Below are 21,647 nucleotides of genomic sequence, written 5' to 3' on the forward strand. Positions count from 1 at the left end.
AACGATCGTGCTAAAAATAGCCCACTGGAGAACCCCTCATGGATTTAGCTTTCACCCCTGAAGAGCAGAAGTTTCGCGCAGACATACGCGCCTGGGTTGCCGCCAACCTGCCGGCCGATATTTCGCACAAGGTGCACAACGCCCTGCGCCTGTCGCGCGACGATATGCAGCGCTGGGCCAGGATTCTGGGCAAAAAGGGCTGGCTGGGCCACGGCTGGCCCAAGGAGTTTGGCGGCCCGGGCTGGAACGCCGTGCAAAAGCATTTGTTTGAAGAAGAGTGCGCGCGGGCCGGCGCACCGCGCGTCGTGCCTTTTGGCCCGGTGATGGTGGCGCCCGTCATCATGGCCTTTGGCAATGCCGAACAGCAACAGCGCTTTTTGCCCGGCATCGCCAGCGGCGACGTCTGGTGGAGCCAGGGCTATAGCGAGCCGGGCGCGGGCTCCGACCTGGCCTCGGTCAAATGTCGGGCCGAGCGTGTTGGCGACAAATACATCGTCAATGGCCAGAAAACCTGGACCACCCTGGGCCAGTACGGTGAATGGATCTTCTGCCTGGTGCGCACCAGCACCGAAGGCAAGCCGCAGACCGGCATCAGCTTTTTGCTGATAGACATGAAGTCACCCGGCGTCACGGTGCGCCCCATCAAGCTGCTGGAGGGTGAATCCGAGGTCAATGAAGTCTGGTTTGACAACGTGGAAGTGCCGACCGAGAACCTGATCGGCGAGGAAAACAAGGGTTGGACCTACGCCAAGCACCTGCTCAGCCACGAGCGCACCAATATCGCCGACGTCAATCGCTCCAAGCGCGAGCTGGAGCGCCTCAAGCGCATCGCCAAGACCGAGGGCGTTTATGACGATCTTCGCTTTCGCGACGAAATCGCCAAGCTGGAAGTCGACGTGGTGGCGCTGGAAATGCTGGTGCTGCGCGTGCTGTCGGCCGAGAAATCGGGCAAGAATTCACTGGATATTGCCGGCCTGCTCAAGATCAAGGGCAGTGAAATCCAGCAGCGCTATGCCGAACTGATGATGCTGGCCGCCGGCCCCTACAGCCTGCCCTTTATCGAGGAAGCCATGGAGGCCGGCTGGCAAGGCGACTTCCCCGGTGGCGTGCCGGCCAATGCGCCGCTGGCCGCCAGCTATTTCAACCTGCGCAAGACCACGATTTACGGCGGCTCCAACGAGGTGCAGCGCAACATCGTCGCGCAATTCGTGCTCGGTTAAGTGCACAAGATTTAAAGGACAAGCCATCATGGATTTTGATTTCACCGACGACCAGGAACAACTGCGCGACGCGGTGCGCAAATGGGTGGACAAGGGCTACGACTTCGAGCGCCGCCGCGCCATCGTCAAGGGCGGCGGATTTTCTCGCGAAGCGTACGGCCAGCTGGCCGAACTCGGCCTGACCGGCCTCTATGTTCCCGAGGCCCAAGGCGGGCTCGGCATGGGACCGGTGGAAGCCATGGTGGTGATGGAAGAACTGGGACGCGGCATGGTGCTGGAGCCCTTGACCCAGACCCTGATCGCCGGCGCCCTGCTCGCCGGCTACGCGCCCGAGGCCTTGCAGTCGGCTTGGCTGCCAAAAATAGCTTCTGGCGAGAGCCTGGTGGTGCTGGCCTACCAGGAGCGCGCAGCCCGCTACCATTTTGAAAAATGCGAGGCAAAAGCGGCTCTAGCCCAGGATACATGGTCGCTGACAGCTACCAAAAGCATAGTGCCCGCAGGCGACCAGGCCGATGCCTTCATCGTGCCGGCGCTGGTTCAGGGCAAGATGGCGCTGTTTCTGATCGAGCGCTCGGCGGCCGGCGTGGCCACGCGCGGCTACGCCACGCAGGACGGCGGACGCGCCGCAGAAGTCACGCTGAGCAATGCACCGGCCAGCCTGATCACGCTGGATGGTTTGAGCGCGCTGGAACACGCGGTGGACATAGGCATTGCCGCCAGTTGCGCCGAAGCAGTCGGCGTGATGGACAAGACGCTGGCGGTGACGGTGGAGTACATGAACACGCGCAAGCAGTTCGGCGTGGCCATCGCGAGCTTTCAGGCGCTGCGCCATCGCGTCGCCGACATGAAGATGCAGCTGGAGCTGGCCCGCTCCATGAGTTACTACGCCTCGCTCAAGCTCAATGCGCCGCTAGAGGAGCGGCGCCGCGCGCTGGCCAGGGCCAAGTACCAGCTGGGGGTGTCCATGCGCTTCGTCGGCCAGCAGGCGGTGCAGCTGCATGGCGGCATAGGCGTGACCGACGAGTACATCGTCAGCCATTACTTCAAGAAACTGACCCAGCTGGAGATGAGCTTTGGCGACACCCTGCACCAGTTGGGCGAGGTGTCGCGCCAGATGCAGGACAGCGCCGGCGTTTTCGCCTGAAACAGGCTTGAAACAAAGCAGGGCCGGCGCCATTCAATGCGCCGGCCCTGCTGCACTCAAGCCCTATGCCAGCCTCGCGCTGGCATTTTTTTGCCCGGCCTAAAAGCCCAGCACGTGCGGCAGCCAGGTCGAGATGGCGGGCACAAAGGTCAGCAGCATCAGCACCACCAGATGCGCCAACAGGAATGGCGGCAGCTCGCGCGTGAGTTCGGCCATGGACACCCGGGTCGCCACCGCCGTGACAAACAGCAGCCCGCCCACCGGCGGCGTGATCATGCCCAGGGTCAGGTTGACGATCACCACCATGGCGAAGTGAATCGGGTCTATGCCCAGCGCGGCGGAAATCGGCGCCAGTATGGGCACCAGAATCATGATGCCGGGCAGCGGCTCCATGAAGATGCCAAAGATCAGCAGCAAGATGTTGACCGCGATCAGAAAGGTCCAGGGCGACAGGTTCCAGCCCACAATCGCTTGCGACACCGCCTGCGGCACGCCTTCCACCGTCAGCACCCAGGCAAAGGCCGCGGACGCCGCCATCACCATCAGCACCGAGGCGGTCAGCAAGGCCGAGCGCGCCGCGATGGCCGGCAAGGCCTTCCACTCCAGCGTGCGGTAAACCCACTTGCCGCAGGCCAGCGCGTAGAACACGGCGACCACCGAAGCCTCCGTCGGCGTGAAGATTCCAAAGCGTATGCCGACCAGAATCAGCACGATCAGCAGCAGCGCCGGAATCGCCTTGAAGCTGTTGACCCACATCTGGCGGGCCGAGGGGCGCGGCTCGCTGGAGCGGTAGTTGCGCTGGCGGCAGACGCGCCAGTTCACAAAGGCCATGGCCAGGGCGATCAAAATGCCGGGAATGAAACCGGCAATAAACAGCCCGCCCACCGACACCTGCTCGTCCTGCATGGCGTAAATAATCATCGCGATGGAGGGCGGAATGATGGGCCCGACGATGGCGGTGCTGGCCGTCAGCGAGGCGGCATAGGCGCGCGAGTAGCCGGCTTTTTCCATCATCCTGACCATCATGGAGCCGGGGCCGGCAGCGTCCGCCAACGCCGAGCCGGAAATGCCCGAAAACAGCGTCAACGACAGCACATTGGCATAACCCAGGCCGCCGCGCAGGTGGCCGACGAACTGGGCGGCAAAACGCAGCAGCACGGCCGTCAGCGCGCCGCCCGACATCAGCTCGGCGGCCAGAATGAAGAAGGGCACGGCCATCAGCGGAAAGCTGTCGATGCCGGTGAACATCTCCTTGAAGACGATGAGCTGCGGATAGCGCCCGCCAACGAAGACGGCCAGCGCCGCCGACATGGCCAGCGCGAAAGCCACGGGGAAACCCAACGCCATCAGCACGACGGCGGCAATAAAGAGTGTGAGTGTCATGAAATAAAGGCCTTCATCAAATCAAAGCGAGGCCGCAGCGTCGGCGTCCATCTCGTCCGAACTCTCGTAGCTGCCGTCCTTGACGTAGCCGCGCACGATGAAGAGCAGGTGAATAAACAGCAGAAAAAAGCCCACCGGCATGGCCGAGTAAATCCAGGAGATCGGGATGTCGGTGGCCGCCGTGGTCTGAAAGCGCGTGGCCCAGACGTAGAGGATGGAGGAGTAGGTCATCACCAGCGCAAACACGCCAATGCCTGCCACCACCACGCCGCGCAGCAGCCGCGCCAGCGGCGTGCTGACGGCCTTGTGCAGATTGTCGATGGCGACATGGCCGCCAAAGCGCAGCACCAGGCCGGCGCCCAGAAAGGTGCCCCAGATCATCAGGTGGCGCGCGACTTCCTCGGCCCAGACCAGGGAGTCGCCGGTGGTGTAACGCAGCACCACATTGGCAAACACGATGCAGGCCATGGCCAGCAACAAAACAATCAGCAGCCAGCGGTTGCACGCCACCAGGATGCTCTCAAGGCGATTTAGCATAAGGAAACAAGGCGCCCGCGGGCGCCTTCCTCAAAAAGAATGGAAACAACAAAACGCCCGGACCAGGCCGGGCGCTGCAATCGGGCGCTAAAGGCCCGGATTACTTGACGTTGCTGATGTCGTCCAGCGTTTTCTGGCCGAATTTGCTGGCGTACTGCTTGTAGGCCGGGGCCATGGCCGTCTTGAAGGCCGCCTTGTCGACCTGGGTCACCACCTGGGTGCCGTGCGACTTCATCTCTTCCACGCCCTTTTTCTCGACGTCGTCGACGAACTTGCGCGAAGCCAGCGCACCGGCGCGCGCGCCTTCGGTGAAGGCGGCCTTTTGGGCATCGTTCAGGCTGTTCCAGAAACCGGGCGAGACGATCAGCGCCACGGGCGCGTAGACGTGCGAGGTCAGCGTCATGTGCTTTTGCACCTGCCACAGCTTGGCCGACACGGCGACTGACAGCGGGTTCTCCTGGCCGTCTATGGTGCCCTGCTGCAGGGCGCCTATCACTTCGGGCCAGGACATGGGCGTGGGCGATGCGCCCAGGGTGCGGAAAGCCGTGATGTGAACCGGGTTCTCGGTCACGCGAATCTTCAGGCCCTTCAGGTCTTCCGGCTTGCTGACCGCGTGCTTGTTATTGGTCAGATGGCGAAAGCCCTGCTCGCCCCAGGCCAGTGCGATCAGGCCGCGAGCCCGGAACTTGGTCAGCAAATCCTGACCGAACTTGCCATCCAGCACGGCGCGGGCATGGGCCGTGTCGCGGAACAGAAAGGGAACGTCCACCACACCCACATCGGGCACGAAATTGCTCAGCGCGCCGGTGGAAACGATGACCGCCTCGACGGTGCCCAGCTGCAGACCTTCGATTAGCTCGCGTTCGCCGCCCAGGGCGCTGGAGGGAAATTGCTTGAACTTAAAGGCCTGGTTGGTGCTTTTCTCGACCGAATCGGACCAGGCTTGTGCCGCGGCGCCGTAATGGGAGTTCACGGCCAGGGCGTAACCCAGCTTGACGTCTTTGGCCTGCTGGGCAAACACGGTTGCGGTGGAAACGGTCAGGGCCGCCAGGGCGCAAGTGGCCACGAAGGTGCGGCGAAGGCTAGTCATCAATGTCATCCTTGTTTTTAGGTGTAGCTACAAATAGAGAAGCGGTATTGTAGGTTTCACATTTGGCTACATCCTGGCCCACGCGCTGAGGCGCGGGCACAGCCAAGCCCTGGCAGCGGCACGCCAGGGGAAAATTTCAAGAAAAAACGAGTCCTAGCCCTTGTGGTACGGGCGCAAATAGCTACTAAAAATATAGCAAATTACGCCCAAAGTAGGTTTTTAGGTGTGCGACATGCTCCAGCCTGGATGGCGGCGATCAGCTCAGGCAGTAGTTGAGCGATGCCTGTTTGTTCTGCGGCACCGGCTCGCCCAATGACTCCAGCAGATTTTGCTCAATGGTGTGGCACAGGGTATCGAGCGGCAAGTCGTTGGACTCCAGGCCAAAGGGCTCCTCGATTTCATCGCCCAGCGCGTCCAGGCCAAAAAAGGTGTAGGCCACGATGGCGACCACAAACGGGGTCATAAAGCCTATGGTGTCGACCAGGCCGAAGGGCAGCAGAAAACAGTAGAGATAGGCCGTTCGGTGCAGCAGCAGCGTGTAGGAAAACGGCACCGGCGTGCCCTTGATGCGCTCACAAGAAGCGGCCGAGGACGTCAGGGCCGACAAGGTGTTGTCTATGGTCGCCGTCAGACAGGGCTCAATCCAGCCTTGTTGCTGGCAATGCCCGAGCTCCTTGCCCATGTTCAGCATCAGCGCATCGTGCTTGCAGGACGCTTTTTGCAGGCTGGCCCATTCGGCCTCGGGCACCCAGCGCTGCAATTCGCCATAGTCGGCATGGTCGCGCAGCTGCAGCCGCAAGGCATGGGCAAAGGCGATAGCGCGGTAAAGCATGCGCCGGCGCGCCTGCGCCGCCTCGCTGGCCTGCCCGGCCAAGGGCTGGATAAAGCTCTGGCATTGCCGGGAGAGCGAACGGCTTCTGAGCACCAGCTCGCCCCACAGCTTGCGCCCTTCCCAGTAGCGGTCATAGGCGGCGGAATTGCGAAAACCCAGAAAAATCGCCAGCGGCAAACCGATCAGGGTGAAGGGAATGGTCGTCAGGGTGATCTTGACCGTGAACAGGTTGCCGTGCGCTAGCGTCACCAAAATCGCGCTCAGCGTGTTGATCAGCAAGGTATTTCGAATCCTCGGCAGGATCGAGCCACGCAGGACAAAAAACAACTTGATGCCGGAAGGTCGATCTCGGACGATCATGAAAAGACAATTAAGGGAAAACCCTTATTTAACCATACCGCCAGGCGTAGAAGGACCTGGATAGCGCATGAATTTCAGCTCAGCAAGCGCGAGGATTTGGGGACATGGGCCATCAAAAACTCCATCTGGTCCGCCAGGATGCGGCGGTTGCGCAAGATGAAGTCTTCCCACAGGCTGGGCACATAAGGCGTGTAGAGCAGCGGCATATGGGCCTGCTCCGGCGTGCGATTGCTTTTTCGGTGGTTGCAGGCGCGACAGGCTGTGACCACGTTCATCCAGCTGTCAATGCCTTGCTGCGCCAGTGGAATGATGTGCTCGCGCGTCAGCACCTCTTCGGCATGGTGGCTGCCGCAGTAGGCGCAGACATTGCGGTCACGCGTGAACAGCTTGCCATTGGTCAACCCCGGCTTGAGGTCAAACGGATTGATATTGGGCACGCCGCGGGTGCCTATGATGCTGTTGACAGTGATGATGGACTGCTTGCCGGTGATGGCATTGTGGCCGCCATGAAAGGTGGCAATCCGCGCTCCCAGCTCCCAGCGCACTTCATCCGCCGCGTAATGTAAAACGGCCAGTTCAAGGCTGATCCACGACTGTGGCAACCCTTGGGCTGAGAGCTTCAAGACCTTCAAAACGAACCTCCATGAAAATGGAAACACGGTGTCGAACTGTCAATAAAACAATATACAGCTAAATCATGAAGGCCACACGACCAAGCGCTTCTCAATTCATGATCCGCCGGTGTCAGCCCCAACTCTTCAGGCCTTAGCGCTATAAAAACGATAATTAGCCCATGAAAGTTTTCCGTGGTTACCTTCATCCCCAATTGCTGCCGCAATGCGCCCTGACGATTGGCAATTTCGACGGTGTGCACCGTGGTCATCAAGCCATGCTGGCCTTGCTGAAAAACGAGGCCCAGCACCGCGGCGTGCCCAGCTGCGTGCTGAGTTTTGAGCCGCATCCGCGGGATTACTTTGCCGCCGTGGCCCGCAAACCCGAGCTGGCGCCCGCCCGCATCGCCACGCTGCGCGACAAGCTGACCGAGCTGGCGCGCTGCGGCATAGACCAGTGCGTGATCCTGCCCTTTGACGCGCCGCTGGCAGCGCAAACGCCGGAAGGCTTTATCCAGGACGTGCTGCTGCAAGGTTTGGGCGCACGCTACGTGCTGGTAGGCGATGATTTCCGCTTTGGCAGCAAGCGCGCGGGCGACTACGCCATGCTGGACGCCGCCGGCGAGCGCCTGGGCTTTGACGTTGCCCGCATGAACAGCTACGAGGTGCACGGCACCCGGGTCTCCAGCTCGGCCGTACGCGAGGCCCTGGCGCATGGCGACATGGAGCGGGTCGCCGGCCTGCTGGGCCGGCCCTACAGCATCTCCGGCCATGTGGTGCATGGCCGCAAGCTGGGCCGCGAGCTGGGTTTTCGCACCCTCAACCTGCGCTTTTCCCACTGGAAGCCGGCCGCCAGCGGCATTTTTGCGGTGCTGGTGCATGGCCTGAGCGAATCGCCTCTGCCCGGCGTCGCCAATCTGGGCATACGCCCCTCCATAGACCCGGACGACGTCAATGGCGGGCGCGTGCTGCTGGAGACCCACTGCCTCGATTGGCCCGCCAGCCTTGGCGCCGAAGGGGCGTACGGTAAAATCATCCGTGTGGAACTGCTACACAAACTGCACGACGAGCTGAAATACGACGGTCTGGAAGCCCTGACCCGGGGCATCACCAAAGACTGTGACGATGCCCGTGCCTTTTTCGCTACGCGAATTTGACGGGGCGCTGCGCCCCGCTCTCACCGTTCGCCCCCTGCCCTGCAGGGGATCATTTGAAGGGGGTCTTGAGGACTGCCCATCATCCCCAAAGTTTGCCCCCCAAGAGTTTCAATATGACCGAAAAAGTCGACTACCGCCAAACCCTGAATCTGCCCGACACCCCCTTCCCCATGCGTGGCGACCTGCCCAAACGCGAGCCGGGCTGGGTCAAGGAATGGGAAGACAAGGGCGTCTACAAAAAGCTGCGCGATGCCCGTTGCGGCGCCCCCAGGTTTGTGCTGCACGACGGCCCGCCCTACGCCAACGGCAAGATCCACATCGGCCACGCCGTCAACAAGGTGCTCAAAGACATGATCGTCAAGGCGCGCCAGCTCAAGGGCATGGACGCCGTCTATGTGCCGGGCTGGGACTGCCATGGCCTGCCGATCGAGAACGCGATTGAAAAACTGCATGGCCGCAGCCTGCCGCGCGATGAGGTGCAAGCCAAAAGCCGCGCCTTTGCCACCGAACAAATCGCCGGCCAGATGGCCGACTTCAAGCGCCTGGGCGTGCTGGGCGAATGGGACAATCCCTATCGCACCATGGATTTCGGCAACGAAGCCAATGAAATCCGCGCGCTCAAACGCATCATGGAGCGCGGCTTTGTCTACCGCGGCCTGAAACCCGTGTACTGGTGTTTCGACTGCGGCTCTTCGCTGGCCGAGTTTGAAATCGAATACGCCGACAAGAAGTCGCAGACGCTGGACGTCGGCTTCAAGGCGGCCGAGCCCGACAAGCTGGCCGCCGCCTTTGGCCTGAAGAGCCTGGCCAAAGACGCCTTTGCCGTGATCTGGACCACCACCGCGTGGACCATTCCCGCCAACCAGGCGCTCAACCTCAACCCGGATCTGGAATACGCGCTGGTAGACACCGAGCGCGGCATCCTGCTGCTGGCCGCCGTACTGGTCGAGAAATGCATGGAGCGCTACCAGCTGACCGGCACGGTGCTGGCCACCACGCCGGGCAAAAAGCTGGCACTGCTGAACTTCCAGCATCCGTTTTACGACGTGGAGGATGACGGCGGGAACCACGGCTACCGGCGCCTGAGCCCGGTGTTCCTGGCCGACTACGCCACCGCCGACGACGGCACGGGCATAGTGCACTCCTCGCCCGCTTACGGCGTGGAAGACTTTAACTCCTGCGTCGCCAACGGCATTGCTTACGACGACATCCTGAACCCGGTACAGGGCAACGGCCGCTACGTCGATGAGCTGCCGCTGTTTGGTGGGCTCAACATCTGGAAGGCCGCACCGCTGGTGATAGACAAGCTGCGCGAGCACGGCCGCCTGTTTGCCAGCCACGACATCGTGCACAGCTACCCGCACTGCTGGCGCCACAAGACGCCGGTGATTTACCGCGCGGCCGCCCAATGGTTTGTGCGCATGGACGAAGGCGAAGGCGTGTTCACCAAGGACAAGGCAGCGCAAACCTTGCGCCAGCTGGCGCTCAACGCCATCGAGGAAACCAGTTTCTATCCCGAAAACGGCAAGACTCGCCTGCGCGACATGATCGCCGGCCGGCCCGACTGGTGCATCAGCCGCCAGCGCAACTGGGGCGTGCCGCTGCCCTTCTTCATCCACACCGCCACCGGCGAGTTGCACCCGCGCACCATGGAGATCATGGACCAGGCAGCTAGCATGGTTGAGGCTGGCGGCGTCGAGGCCTGGAGCAAGGCCTGCGCGGAGTCCATCATTGGCGCCGACGCACCCGACTACATCAAGAGCACCGACATCCTGGATGTGTGGTTTGACTCGGGCACCACGCATTTCCACGTGCTCAAGAACAGCCACGCCGCGCAATCGGCCTGGCCGGCAGACCTCTATCTGGAAGGTCACGACCAGCACCGGGGCTGGTTCCACTCCTCGCTGCTCACGGCTTGCGCCATGTACGACCACGCCCCTTACAAGGGCCTGCTGACGCACGGCTTCACGGTGGACGGCAAGGGCCGCAAGATGAGCAAGAGCGAAGGCAACACCGTGGTGCCGCAGGAAGTCAGCGACAAGCTGGGTGCCGAAATCATCCGCCTGTGGTGCGCCTCCACCGACTATTCCGGCGACCTGGGCATTGACGACAAGATACTGGCACGCGTGGTCGACGCTTACCGCCGCATCCGCAACACGCTGCGCTTTTTGATGGCCAACGTCAGCGACTTTGACCCGGCCCAGGACGCCGTGCCGTTTGACCAGATGCTGGAAATCGACCGCTATGCCCTGAGCCGTGCGGCGCAGTTGCAGGCCGACATCCTGGCGCACTACGAGGTCTATGAGTTCCATCCGGTCGTCTCCAAGCTGCAAATCTATTGCAGCGAAGACCTGGGCTCCTTCTATCTGGACATCCTGAAAGACCGGCTCTACACCACCGGTCCCAAGTCACTGGCACGGCGCAGCGCGCAAACCGCCCTGCACGCGATCACCCATGCCATGCTGCGCTGGATGGCGCCTTTCCTGAGCTTTACCGCCGAAGAGGCCTGGAAGTTTTTCGGCCAGTCGGAATCCATCTTTCTGGAAACCTACGCCGAATTTCCGGCGCCCGATGCCGCCCTGCTCGGCAAATGGTCGCGCATTCGCGACATCCGCAACGCGGTCAACAAAGACATAGAAACCTTGCGTGCCGAGGGCAAGGTCGGCTCGTCGCTGCAGGCCAATGTGGCGCTGCAGCTCAACGCCGACGACCATGCGCTGCTCAGCAGCCTGGGCGATGACTTGAAGTTTGTCTTCATCACATCCGCTATTAATTTAGTAGCTGGAGACGACCTGAAGGCAGGCGTCAGCACCAGTTCCGCCATCAAGTGCGAGCGTTGCTGGCACTACCGCGAGGATGTCGGCATCGACCCGGCCCACCCGGCCATTTGCGGCCGCTGCACCAGCAACCTGTTTGGCGCGGGCGAAGCCCGGCAATTCGCATAATGGCGAAGGCTAGCCTGAAAAAAACCTCGGCCGCCATGCTGCCCTGGCTGGGCCTGGCACTGATTCTGCTGATCGCCGACCAGTTCACCAAGGTGCTGATCCTGGGCTATTACCGCCTGGGCGACGCCACCTATGTGACCAGTTTTTTTAACGTGGTCAGGGTGCACAACACCGGCGCCGCCTTTTCTTTCCTGGCCTCCGCGTCGGGTTGGCAACGCTGGTTTTTCACGGTCCTGGGCCTGGTCGCCGCCGCCTTCATCATCTGGATGCTCAAATCGCATGCGGGACAAAAGCTGTTCTCGTTTGCCATGGCCTGCATTCTGGGCGGCGCGCTGGGCAATGTGATAGACCGCACGCTGCACGGCTACGTGGTGGACTTTCTGGACTTTCATTACGGCAGCTGGCACTTCCCGGCCTTCAACATTGCCGACAGCGCCATCACCGTCGGTGCCGTCTGCCTCATTCTTGACGAGTTGCTGCGCGTGCGTCGCGCCAAGGCATAGGGTTCTGCCGGGCCTCCGGGCGTTCGCGCCGGGGGTATAGTCAGCCAGAAGTCTATGAAGCATTTGTTGAATTTATTGGCGGCCATTGCGCTGCTTGTCTGGGGCACCCATCTGGTCCGTACCGGTGTGTTGCGAGTGTTTGGCGCCAATCTGCGCAACATGCTGGCCCGCAGCATGGCCAACCGCTTCACCGCGGCGCTCTCGGGTATAGGGGTGACGGCCCTGGTGCAGTCCAGCACCGCCACCTCGCTCATGACCTCCTCCTTCGTCGGGCAAGGCCTCATCTCGCTGCCCGCGGCGCTGGCGGTGATGCGTGGCGCCGACATAGGCACGGCCGTGATGGCGGTGCTCTTCTCCTTCGACCTGTCATGGCTGTCGCCGCTGTTTATTTTTGCCGGCGTGGTGCTCTTCCTCTCGCGGCAAGACGGCACAGTGGGACGGGTCGGCCGCGTCTTCATCGGCCTGGGCCTGATGCTGCTGGCCTTGCGTCTGGTGGTCGATGCCACCGAGCCGCTGTTGGCCGCGCCGGCGGTGCGCGCCCTGCTGTCTTCGCTGGGCAGCGACGTCTTGCTGGAAATCACAGTGGGCGCCACCCTGGCGGTGCTGTCTTACTCCAGCCTCGCCGTGGTGCTGCTGATCGCCGCGCTGGCGGCGTCTACGGCGATACCGCTGGATGTGGCGCTGGGCCTGGTCCTGGGTGCCAATCTGGGCAGCGGCATCCTGGCCGTTTTGACCACCCTCAAGTCCTCGGTCGAAGCCCGCCATGTCACCGTCGGCAACCTGGTTTTCAAGGTCATGGGCGTGACCATTGTTGCGCCCTGCATAGGTCTGTGGCTGAGCTACGCCAGGCCCTGGCTGCCTGACATCACCAGCGCCGTGGTGATGTTTCATCTGGCCTTCAATGTGGTGATCAGCCTGGGCTTCATAGGCCTGACCCAGCTGGTCGCCAAATGGGTGCAAAAGCTGCTGCCCAAACCGGAGGCCTCGCCCTCGCAAATCCGCCTGCAGCATCTGGACCCCTCCGCGCTCGCTACGCCCTCCCTGGCCATCTCCTGCGCCGCACGCGAGGCCATGCACCAGGCCGATGTGGTGGAGACCATGCTCAACGGCGTGCTGCCTGTGATCCGCAACAATGACCTGCGACTGGCCGAAGAGCTGCGCAAGCTCGACGACACGGTCGACACCCTGTACTCGTCCATCAAGTACTACCTGACCAAAATTTCCCGCGAGGCGCTGGGCGAGGAAGAAAGCCGCCGCTGGACCGACATCATCAGCTTCACCATCAACATGGAGCAGATTGGCGACATCATTGAGCGCGTGCTGATAGATATCGAGGACAAGAAGATCAAGCCGGGCCGCCACTTTTCCGAAGCCGGCATGGCCGAAATTGTCGAGCTGCATGAGCGCCTGATCAGCAATCTGCATCTGGGCATGAGCGTATTCCTGAACGGTAACGTGCGCGATGCCCAGAAACTGCTGGAAGAAAAAGCACGCTTTCGCGACCTCGAACGCGCTTATGCCACCAACCACCTGAGCCGGCTATCGGCCAATACGCTGCAAAGCCTGGAAACCAGCTCGCTGCATATCGACCTGATCAGCGACCTCAAGCGCATCAACTCACACATCTGCTCCATTGCCTACCCGATTCTGGACTCGGCCGGCGCGCTGGCCCCCAACCGCCTGCGTCCCGAGGCCCTGGCCATGAAGCCCTGAGCCCCCCGAACGGCCTCAAGCCGTTCAGGGCAGGCCCAGCACCTGCAGCAGAATCAGCGCCGCCTCCAGGGTGAATTCATCGCGCTGCAAGGCGGCCAGCAATTGACCTTTATCCATCAGGCAAAACTGCGCCACCTCGCCATCCTGGTTATCTGGCGTCAAACCATCGGGCACGGTGCAGACATACCAGTCGATGTGCTCGCTGACATAACCGGCGCCCCGGCCATCCTGGCTGGGCCGGCAGATGCTCAGGCGCCCGCCGTAGCGCATGGCCTGCAGCTCGACAATCCGCAGGCCGGCCTCCTCCCAGGTCTCACGCGCCAGCGCGGTTTCAAGCGTGTCCGCCGCCGCCACCATGCCGCCCATCAAGGTATCCCACAGACCGGGGTCGTTGGCCTTGTCCAGGGCTCGCTGCTGCACCCAGACGCTGCCCTCAGGCGTTTGCCCCACCAGATGCACGGCCTGCGTCACTATGCCCAACGGCCTGACCGCGGCTCGCTCTACCGTGCCCTGGCGCTGGCCCGACGGATCGGACACCGCGAGCTGCTCGTTGCGCCAGGCGCCGGCCAGGCCGGCTTCATGCAAGGCCGTGGCGACGCGGTTCAGGCCGCTCGTCACATCGCCCAGCAAGCGCCAGCCGGCCTGCTCCGAATACTCTTCTTTTAATAGCGGGTTGCGCCCGTCCAGCAAGGGCTGGAGGGCTATTTGACGTAAAAAATCGGTTTCCACCGAGCCAATCACAGCGTCCCCGGCCCAGAGCGGTACCCGCGGGCGCAACGGCGCCTGGCTGGCAGCCGCCTGCAGACGGCGCAACCATTGGGCATCAAACTCAAGCGGCATGCGGTCTGGCCCTAGAGCGTGAGAATGGTGCAGCCCGTGGTCTTGCGGGCTTCCAGCGCACGGTGGGCGTCGGCCACATCGGCCAGGGCAAAGCGCTGGTCAATGCGAATGTTGATCTTGCCGCTGCTGACCATCGCAAACAAATCATCCGCCATCTCCTGTGTGCTTTCACGCGTGGTGATGTGGCTGAACAAGGTCTGGCGCGTCACATACAAAGAACCCTTGGGGCCCAGGATGCCGGGCGAAAAAGGCGCGACCGGGCCGGAGGCATTGCCAAAACTGACCATCAGGCCGAAGGGACGCAGGCAATCGAGCGAACGGTCGAAAGTGTCTTTGCCGACCGAGTCATAAACCACCTTCACGCCCTGGCCGGCGGTGATCTCCTTGACGCGGGCGACGAAGTCTTCCTTGGCGTAGTTGATGACGAAAGCCGCGCCATGGGCCTTGGCCAGCGCACATTTTTCGTCCGACCCGGCCGTGCCTATCAGCTGCAGGCCCATGGCTTTTGCCCATTGGCAGGCGATCAGGCCGACACCGCCTGCAGCGGCGTGAAACAGCACGAAGTCGCCCGCATTGAGCCCGCCCTGCGGCTGACTACGGCGCAGCAAATATTGCGCGGTCAGGCCCTTGAGCATCATGGCCGCGCCAGTTTCGAAGGAGATCGCGTCGGGCAGCTTGCAGACGCATTTGGCGGGCATCACGCGCAGCTCGCAATAGCTGCCCGGCGGCTGGCTGGCATAGGCGGCGCGGTCACCCACTTTCAGGTGCGTCACGCCCTGGCCCACGGCCTCGATCACGCCAGCAGCCTCCATGCCCAATTGAACCGGCATGACCTGCGGATACAGGCCGCTGCGCTGGTAGACATCGATGAAGTTCAGCCCTATGGCCTTGTGACGTATGCGGATCTCGCCGGGGCCGGGTTCGCCCACGGTCACGTCAACGATCTTGAGTTCTTCGGGGCCACCGTGCTGGTCTATGCGAATGGCTTTGGAAATCATGGCGGTCATAAAGGCTTTCTTGCGCTCTGTCAGCGTATCAATGAAGGGGGAAATCGACTGGCCGCTATCCTGCCATGAATCACAAAAAACTGCTCTTCCAAGCGTTTAAAACCGGTGCGCCGCAGAACGCGTAACTCGCTTGGTAAAGTCCCCCTCATGAATCAAAGACTGACCCCTGCCACCGCCTTTTTGCTGACGCTGGCGCCCCTGCTCTGGGCCGCCAACGCCGTCGTCGGCCGCCTCGTCACCGGGCTGGTGCCGCCCATGACGCTTAATTTTCTACGCTGGGTTTTGGCCTTCGTCATTCTCTTGCCGCTAGCCCACCGCTTACTGAAGCGCGACAGCGCGCTATGGCCAGACTGGAAACGCTTTGCGCTACTGGGCTTGCTTGGCGTGGGCTGCTACAACGCCTTGCAATACCTGGCACTGAAAACCTCCACCCCGCTCAACGTGACACTGGTGGCGTCCAGTGTGCCGGTCTGGATGCTGATAGTTGGCGCACTGTGCTTCGGCCAGCGCGTATCGCGCCAGCAGATTGGTGGCGCCCTGCTGTCGATTGCCGGCGTGCTGGTGGTGCTCACGCGCGGCCAGTGGGCCTTGCTGGCGCAGGTCAGGCTGGTGCCTGGCGATCTCTATGTGCTGCTGGCCACCCTGTCCTGGGCGTTTTATAGCTGGCTGCTGTCCCAGCCCAAGGAGGCGCCCGAAATCCGCAACGACTGGGCCGCTTTCCTGATGGCGCAGATTGTGTTTGGCCTGGGCTGGTCCGGTTTGTTTGCTGCCGGCGAATGGGCTCTGCTGGACGTCCACATCAGCTGGGGCTGGCCGCTGGTGATGGCCTTGCTGTTTATCGCCATCGGCCCGGCGGTGATTGCCTACCGCTGCTGGGGCGTGGGCGTGCAACGCGCCGGCCCGGCAATTGCAGGTTTTTTCTCCAACCTCATGCCGCTGTTTGCCGCCCTGCTGTCAGCGGTCTTTCTGGGGGAGTTGCCCCATCTCTACCACGCATTGGCCTTCGTGCTGATCGTGGGCGGCATCGTGGTATCGGCGCAGCGGTAAAGCACCAAAGCGAGAATTTCGCGAAGTCATTGCCCATCAATCCCGGCCGCCTTGCAAAGGCAATGCGCCAGCTGGCTGACCCCAGGCCGGCTGACCTTTGAGGCGCGCTGAAGAATGCCCACCTCCCGGTAGAAAGTATCTTCACCCAACGAAATGGCCCGCACCTGGGGCGGGAGCGGCAAATGCGCTTGCGCCATCGGCATCAAGGCAACGCCCAGTTCATTGGCCACCATCTGCACCATGCCCTCGATTTCATCGAGCTCGATAGACTCCTGCACGCTCAGCCCCATGGCGCGCAAAAAGCGCTCGACCTTTCTGCCCCCAAACGAGGTTCGCTCGTAACGCAGAAAGGGCTGGGTCTGGATCAGCGCACGCCAGTCGCGCCCCTTCACTGCTGCAGGGACCAGGAGCACATACGGCTCCTGAACCAGCGGCTGCCAGACCAGCTCGGGCGGCATGCCAAAACTCGGGCGAATCATGATGGAGGTGTCAATTTCCCCCGCATCCAACTGGTCCATCAAATGCATGGAGACACCGGGAACGATGCGCATGCGCAGCTTGGGAAACTGCTTGCGAAAAGGCACCAGAGCCCGGGCCAGCAGCGTGGACTGCACCGACGCAATGGCACCTATACGGAGCAAGCCATCGGCACTTTCATCGGCAGCCGGCTCGCCGAGCCTGGAAAAAAGCGCCACGATTTCTTCTGCCCGTTGCAAGGTCATGCCGCCGGCCGCATTCAGCGTCGCGGAACGGCCGGTCCGGTCAAAAAGCTCAAAACCCAAGGACTCTTCCAGGCGCCTGATCTGGCTGCTCACCGCTGACTGGGTCAGCCCTATGTGCTTGCCAGCCGCAGCAAAAGTGCCGTGACGGGCGACGGCCATCAACGTTCGTAATTCAGAAATCATGGTTTATTCATTAATTTTATTTTGACTTAGATCAAATATATATCGCTTTTCATGATCAATGAAACACCCTAAAGTTCAAACACACATCTCAAACCCCACGCCTTCAAGGACACCCCATGACCACGAGCACGCTGCCTCCCTTTCACCTTGCCTTTCCAGTTAACGACCTGGCCGAAGCACGCCGCTTCTATGGCGATCTGCTTGGCTGCCCGGAAGGCCGCAGCTCACCCGAGTGGATAGATTTCAATTTCTACGGTCACCAGATCGTGGCGCATCTGGCCCCCAGCGAAGTCGGCCATCGCTCGACCAGTGCCGTGGACGGCCACAACGTGCCGGTGCGCCACTTCGGTGCCGTGCTGCCCATGGAGCAATGGCTGGCTTTGGCCGACAAGCTCAAGGCTGCCGGCATGCCATTCGTGATCGAGCCGCACATCCGTTTCGTAGGCGAGCCCGGCGAACAGGCCACCATGTTTTTTCTTGACCCGTCCGGCAACGCCGTGGAGTTCAAGTCCTTTGCCGACCTGAGCTCCTTGTTCGCCAAGTAAATCTCACAGCTACGAAGTCGGGGGACGGGGCCTCAAGCCCTGCCCCCTGACGCTGGCTTCCCAGTTCAAACCCACCTCACACATTGCGCCCCATGAAGAAACCACTTTCCGTAAAGTTTGCTGCCCTGATGCTTGCCATGTTGGCCGCGGGCTCTGTCCAGGCGAATGACGCCCTGAAGAAGATGAAGGAAACCGGCACCATCACCATGGGGGTGCGCGAGTCGTCGGGTGCCATGTCTTACACGCTGGGCGCCAACGTCTACGCCGGCTTTCACCATGACGTTTGCCAGCGGGTACTGGCCGACATTCAAAAGCAACTCGGCGTCAAAAAGCTGGACATCAAATACCAGTCGGTGACGCCGCAAAACCGTATTCCCCTCGTGCAGAACGGCACCGTAGACATCGAATGCGGCACCACCACCAACAGCGCCGCACGCCAAAAAGATGTGGCTTTTGCGCCCACGCTTTACGTTGAAGAAGTACGCGTCGCCGTCAAGACCAGCACTGGCTTTAACAGCATTGCCCAGCTCGCCAACAAGACCGTGAGCGCCACCACGGGCACCACCTCGGTTCAGCTGCTGCGCAAACATGAGCGCGCCAACAAGGCCGACATCAAGGCCTTGATGGGCAAGGACAATAGCGAAGCCTTTTTGCTGCTGGAAAGTGGTCGGGCCGATGCCAACATCGCGGACGGCCAGATTCTGGCAACCCTGATTTCGATGTCGAAAAACTCCTCAAGCTACCGTCTGCTGGATGAGGTTTTGAGCATTGAGCCGATTGCCATCATGCTGAACAAAAACGATGTCGGCTTCAAAAAGGCGGTGGATGACAGCATCAAGGCGATGGCGGCAAGCGGTGAAATCGCCAAGCTCTACGACAAGTGGTTCATGCAGCCGATTCCACCCAACAACACCAAAGTCGGTTTGCCGCCAAATGCCCTGACCAAGGCCGCCTGGGCCAATCCAAGCGACAAGCCACTGGAAGACTATTTGCCCAACTGAAGCCGTGCAGCGCTTACAGCATCCACTCTATCGGTAGCAAAGACAAGAACCAGACCGAGCTGCGCAAAAGCCAGCTCGTGCCCGGCTCCTGTTCATGCACCAGCGATTGGCCCTCAAGCTGCTCCACCCATTCAAGCGCGCCGGATTTCCCCAGCCGAACTTCGTAGGAGTGGGCGCTCACCCGCCGGGCAAAGGCATCGGCAATCCCAGTGCCCATGTTGGGGCTGTCGATCACAAAGCCCATCTCCGTGTTCAGGCGCGCGGAACGCGGATCGAAATTAAAAGAGCCTACGAACACCCGGCGGCCATCGACGGCAAAGGTCTTGGCATGCAGGCTGGAAGCCGAGCTGCCGCTTAAACCCAGCTCTTTTTTAACCGTCAGGGGCGAGCTGCGTTTCATCTCAAACAGGCGGATGCCAGCCTCGAGCATGGCCTTGCGTCGCTTGGCATAACCGGCATGCACCACGGCCACGTCGGTGGCCTCCAGTGAATTGGTCAGCACCGACACCTTGACGCCCGCGGCCGTCATGCCGGCCAAGGCCTGCACCCCCACGGCCGTGGGCACAAAATAGGGCGACACCAGCTCCACCTCGCGCGTAGGCGTGCCCAGAATTTCCTTCAGCCGTGGCAGCAGCAAGCTATGTTCGGGCGCCTGACCGAGCCCCTTGGCGGGGTCGTCGCTGACCAGCCGCGTCGGCGCCCACTCGAAAGGCAAGCTGCCGGCCAGCAAGTCGCGCACGAATGGCGACTTGGCCAACGCCTCGACATAGGCACGCGCAGCCGGATTGCGCTCGACTAGCGCCGCCGCCGTGGTGACGCCGGCCACCGTCGCCGGATCGACGCTGGCCAGCAAGCTGGACACGGGATAGGCGGAAGGACTGGACCAATAACGGTCAAAGTCGCGCGACACTTCGCTGACCACCGGACCCACGGCCAACACGTCAAGATCGACAAACAGCAGGTCCTGCCCGGCATCGAAATACTCGTCGCCCACGTTGCGCCCGCCAATGATGCTGGCCAGGTTGTCGGCGGTGAAAGACTTGTTGTGCATGCGCCGGTTCAGGCGCGAAAAATCATTGAGGTAGCCCAAGGCACGCCAGCGGCGGTTCACGAAAGGGTTGAACAAGCGCACTTCGATATGCGGATGGGCATCAAGCGCGGCAAGAATCGGATCCAGCCCGCTGGTGTTGTTGTCATCCAGCAGCAGCCGCACGCGCACGCCCCGGTCGGCAGCACGGTGCAAGGCCTCGAACAGCAGACGCCCTGACATGTCGTTGCGCCAGATGTAGTACTGCACGTCCAGCGTTCGCTGCGCCGCATCGGCCAGCAGCGCCCGCGAGGCAAAGGCATCGCGCCCGTTCCCGAGCGGAATCACGCCGGCCAGTCCGGGGTGGGCCTGGGCATGCGGCGCTATCGCCTTGCCCAGGCGGGTATCGGCGGTATCAAGCCCTGCGGTGGTCACCGCCCAGCCCTGCGCTGGTGGCTGCAGGCCACAGCCGGCCAGGGCACCCATGACCAGCAGCGCGGCGCTGGCCACAAAGCTGGGGCGCAGCCGGCGCCGCAAGTTCTCGCTCAACATGCATCCAGGTCAAAACGCTGCCGAAACTGCTCGGAAAACGCCGGGCTGGCGCTGAGCAACAGCGTGAAAGTGTGGCGCGGCTTGCCGGCCGGCCCGCTCTGCACGGACAGCTGGCGCGTGGCCGCGTCGTAGCTGAGCTGATCAGTGGCGCTGAATTCGCGCAAGCCATGCAGGTCGTAATCCCAGTCGCCGCCCTCGGCCACCGGAGCGCGGGTATCGGGAAAAGCCTGGTGAGCCCAATCGAGCACGCTGACAATTTCAGCCTGCACGGCTGGCACCTGCTCGGCCCAGATCGAGGCCATGGCTTCAAAGCTGCCCGTGCCCTCGGTATCTTCGCTGTAGTCAAAGCTCAGGTAGCGCAGCTCCATGGCATCGGTCTCTGTGCTCAAAACGTTCCGGGATAGGCGCCGCCGTCGGCCAGCACATTCTGACCAGTCATGTAGCCAGCCTGCACACTGCATAAAAAGGCGCAGATGGCGCCGAACTCTTCGGCTGTGCCAAAGCGTTGCGCCGGGATTTGCGCCGCCTGGGCCTGGCGGATGTCATCCAGGCTCTTGCCGGTTTTTTGCGCTGCGGCGCCCATCGTCGAGGCCAGACGGTCGGTATCGAACTTGCCCGGCAGCAAGTTGTTGAGGGTGACGCCGCGCGAGGCCAGCTTGCTGCGCGCCACACCGGCGACAAAACCGGTCAGGCCGCTGCGTGCGCCGTTGCTCAAGCCCAGAATATCTATGGGTGCCTTGACGGCGCTGGAGGTGATGTTGATGACGCGGCCAAAGCCACGCTCCGCCATGCCATCGACCGTGGCCTTGATGAGCTCGATAGGCGTCAGCATATTGGCGTCCACCGCCTTGATCCAGCTGTCCCTATCCCAGTCGCGGAAATCGCCGGTGGGCGGACCGCCTGCGTTGGTGACGACGATGTCGAAATCCTTGCGTAGCGCAAAAACCGCGGCCCGACCTTCGATCGTGGTGATGTCTGCAGCAACATATTGCACTGTAGCGCTTGCTGGACGGTCGCTATCAGCTATTAATTTACTAGCAGCCAGCTGCAGCGCCTCGGCACCGCGGGCGACGATGAGCACATGCACGCCCTCACGCACCAGGGCTTGTGCGCAGCCAAAACCCAGCCCCTTGCTGGCGCCGCATACCAGCGCCCATTTACCGGCAATACCTAAATTCATAACAGTTCCTTAGAGAGCTCGAGCATGGCGAAACCGCCATGATACGAA

At 61.8% G+C, this 21,647-nt stretch carries 20 protein-coding genes; 9 read left to right on the plus strand and 11 right to left on the minus strand.

From position 1 onward, the window contains the following. Positions 1-38: 38 nt before the first annotated feature. Positions 39-1,220, plus strand: a complete 1,182-nt coding sequence (locus BM160_RS04415) for an acyl-CoA dehydrogenase family protein (protein WP_092001065.1) — start codon at positions 39-41, stop codon at positions 1,218-1,220. Positions 1,221-1,248: 28 nt separating this feature from the next. Further along, a complete protein-coding gene (locus BM160_RS04420; RefSeq protein ID WP_092001069.1) occupies positions 1,249-2,364 on the plus strand; it encodes an acyl-CoA dehydrogenase family protein in 1,116 nt (371 codons plus the stop codon). A gap of 99 nt (positions 2,365-2,463) precedes the next feature. On the opposite strand, the gene BM160_RS04425 is transcribed toward BM160_RS04420, so the two are convergent. The 5 genes from BM160_RS04425 to BM160_RS04445 form a co-directional block, all read right to left on the minus strand. Next, positions 2,464-3,747 carry a TRAP transporter large permease gene (locus BM160_RS04425; protein WP_092001072.1) on the minus strand — a complete coding sequence of 428 codons (1,284 nt, stop codon included), beginning with the start codon at positions 3,745-3,747 and terminating at the stop codon, positions 2,464-2,466. Positions 3,748-3,768: 21 nt separating this feature from the next. Next, positions 3,769-4,284, minus strand: coding sequence for a TRAP transporter small permease (locus BM160_RS04430; protein WP_092001075.1), 516 nt, complete (start codon positions 4,282-4,284; stop codon positions 3,769-3,771). Between the two features lie 100 nt (positions 4,285-4,384). Then, positions 4,385-5,374 (minus strand): TRAP transporter substrate-binding protein, encoded by a 990-nt coding sequence (locus tag BM160_RS04435; protein ID WP_092001286.1) that lies wholly within the window; start codon positions 5,372-5,374, stop codon positions 4,385-4,387. Positions 5,375-5,630: 256 nt separating this feature from the next. Beyond that, positions 5,631-6,566 (minus strand): bestrophin family protein, encoded by a 936-nt coding sequence (locus tag BM160_RS04440; RefSeq protein WP_092001078.1) that lies wholly within the window; start codon positions 6,564-6,566, stop codon positions 5,631-5,633. Between the two features lie 74 nt (positions 6,567-6,640). After that, positions 6,641-7,198, minus strand: a complete 558-nt coding sequence (locus BM160_RS04445) for an HNH endonuclease (RefSeq protein ID WP_092001081.1) — start codon at positions 7,196-7,198, stop codon at positions 6,641-6,643. A gap of 161 nt (positions 7,199-7,359) precedes the next feature. On the opposite strand from BM160_RS04445, the gene BM160_RS04450 reads away from it, so the two are divergent. From BM160_RS04450 to BM160_RS04465, 4 genes are all read left to right on the plus strand, one after another. Further along, entirely contained in the window at positions 7,360-8,334 is a 975-nt protein-coding gene (locus BM160_RS04450) for a bifunctional riboflavin kinase/FAD synthetase (protein ID WP_092001084.1), read from the plus strand. Between the two features lie 113 nt (positions 8,335-8,447). Then, positions 8,448-11,279 (plus strand): isoleucine--tRNA ligase, encoded by a 2,832-nt coding sequence (gene ileS, locus BM160_RS04455; RefSeq protein ID WP_092001087.1) that lies wholly within the window; start codon positions 8,448-8,450, stop codon positions 11,277-11,279. After that, positions 11,279-11,782 carry a signal peptidase II gene (lspA, locus tag BM160_RS04460; protein WP_092001090.1) on the plus strand — a complete coding sequence of 168 codons (504 nt, stop codon included), beginning with the start codon at positions 11,279-11,281 and terminating at the stop codon, positions 11,780-11,782. The genes ileS and lspA overlap by 1 nt, the downstream gene beginning before the upstream one ends. A 54-nt stretch (positions 11,783-11,836) precedes the next feature. Further along, positions 11,837-13,495, plus strand: a complete 1,659-nt coding sequence (locus tag BM160_RS04465; RefSeq protein ID WP_092001093.1) for a Na/Pi cotransporter family protein — start codon at positions 11,837-11,839, stop codon at positions 13,493-13,495. 24 nt (positions 13,496-13,519) lie between these two features. On the opposite strand, the gene BM160_RS04470 is transcribed toward BM160_RS04465, so the two are convergent. Continuing rightward, positions 13,520-14,335 (minus strand): NUDIX hydrolase, encoded by an 816-nt coding sequence (locus BM160_RS04470; RefSeq protein ID WP_092001095.1) that lies wholly within the window; start codon positions 14,333-14,335, stop codon positions 13,520-13,522. 11 nt (positions 14,336-14,346) lie between these two features. After that, on the minus strand, positions 14,347-15,342 hold the full coding sequence (locus BM160_RS04475; protein WP_177218905.1) for a quinone oxidoreductase family protein: 996 nt from the start codon (positions 15,340-15,342) through the stop codon (positions 14,347-14,349). 147 nt (positions 15,343-15,489) lie between these two features. Here BM160_RS04475 and BM160_RS04480 point away from each other — a divergent pair, with 147 nt between their 5' ends. Beyond that, on the plus strand, positions 15,490-16,389 hold the full coding sequence (locus BM160_RS04480; protein ID WP_092001098.1) for a DMT family transporter: 900 nt from the start codon (positions 15,490-15,492) through the stop codon (positions 16,387-16,389). A 26-nt stretch (positions 16,390-16,415) separates the two neighbouring features. Here BM160_RS04480 and BM160_RS04485 read toward each other — a convergent pair whose 3' ends face one another. After that, entirely contained in the window at positions 16,416-17,294 is an 879-nt protein-coding gene (locus BM160_RS04485; protein ID WP_092001102.1) for a LysR family transcriptional regulator, read from the minus strand. 116 nt (positions 17,295-17,410) lie between these two features. Here BM160_RS04485 and BM160_RS04490 point away from each other — a divergent pair, with 116 nt between their 5' ends. Together BM160_RS04490 and BM160_RS04495 are read left to right on the plus strand one after the other, a co-directional pair. Beyond that, complete coding sequence (locus BM160_RS04490) at positions 17,411-17,839, plus strand: VOC family protein (protein WP_092001104.1); 429 nt, start codon at positions 17,411-17,413, stop codon at positions 17,837-17,839. A 92-nt stretch (positions 17,840-17,931) separates the two neighbouring features. Then, on the plus strand, positions 17,932-18,840 hold the full coding sequence (locus BM160_RS04495; RefSeq protein WP_092001108.1) for an amino acid ABC transporter substrate-binding protein: 909 nt from the start codon (positions 17,932-17,934) through the stop codon (positions 18,838-18,840). A 13-nt stretch (positions 18,841-18,853) separates the two neighbouring features. Here BM160_RS04495 and BM160_RS04500 read toward each other — a convergent pair whose 3' ends face one another. The 3 genes from BM160_RS04500 to BM160_RS04510 are packed head-to-tail and all read right to left on the minus strand — an operon-like array spanning position 18,854 to position 21,599. After that, on the minus strand, positions 18,854-20,419 hold the full coding sequence (locus tag BM160_RS04500) for a phospholipase D family protein (RefSeq protein ID WP_092001110.1): 1,566 nt from the start codon (positions 20,417-20,419) through the stop codon (positions 18,854-18,856). Beyond that, entirely contained in the window at positions 20,413-20,808 is a 396-nt protein-coding gene (locus BM160_RS04505) for a hypothetical protein (RefSeq protein WP_369821741.1), read from the minus strand. The genes BM160_RS04500 and BM160_RS04505 overlap by 7 nt, the downstream gene beginning before the upstream one ends. Further along, positions 20,805-21,599 carry an SDR family oxidoreductase gene (locus BM160_RS04510; protein ID WP_092001113.1) on the minus strand — a complete coding sequence of 265 codons (795 nt, stop codon included), beginning with the start codon at positions 21,597-21,599 and terminating at the stop codon, positions 20,805-20,807. The genes BM160_RS04505 and BM160_RS04510 overlap by 4 nt, the downstream gene beginning before the upstream one ends. Positions 21,600-21,647: the final 48 nt, after the last annotated feature.

The sequence above is a fragment of the Polaromonas sp. OV174 genome (assembly GCF_900112285.1).
In the GTDB taxonomy this organism is placed as follows: domain Bacteria; phylum Pseudomonadota; class Gammaproteobacteria; order Burkholderiales; family Burkholderiaceae_C; genus Polaromonas.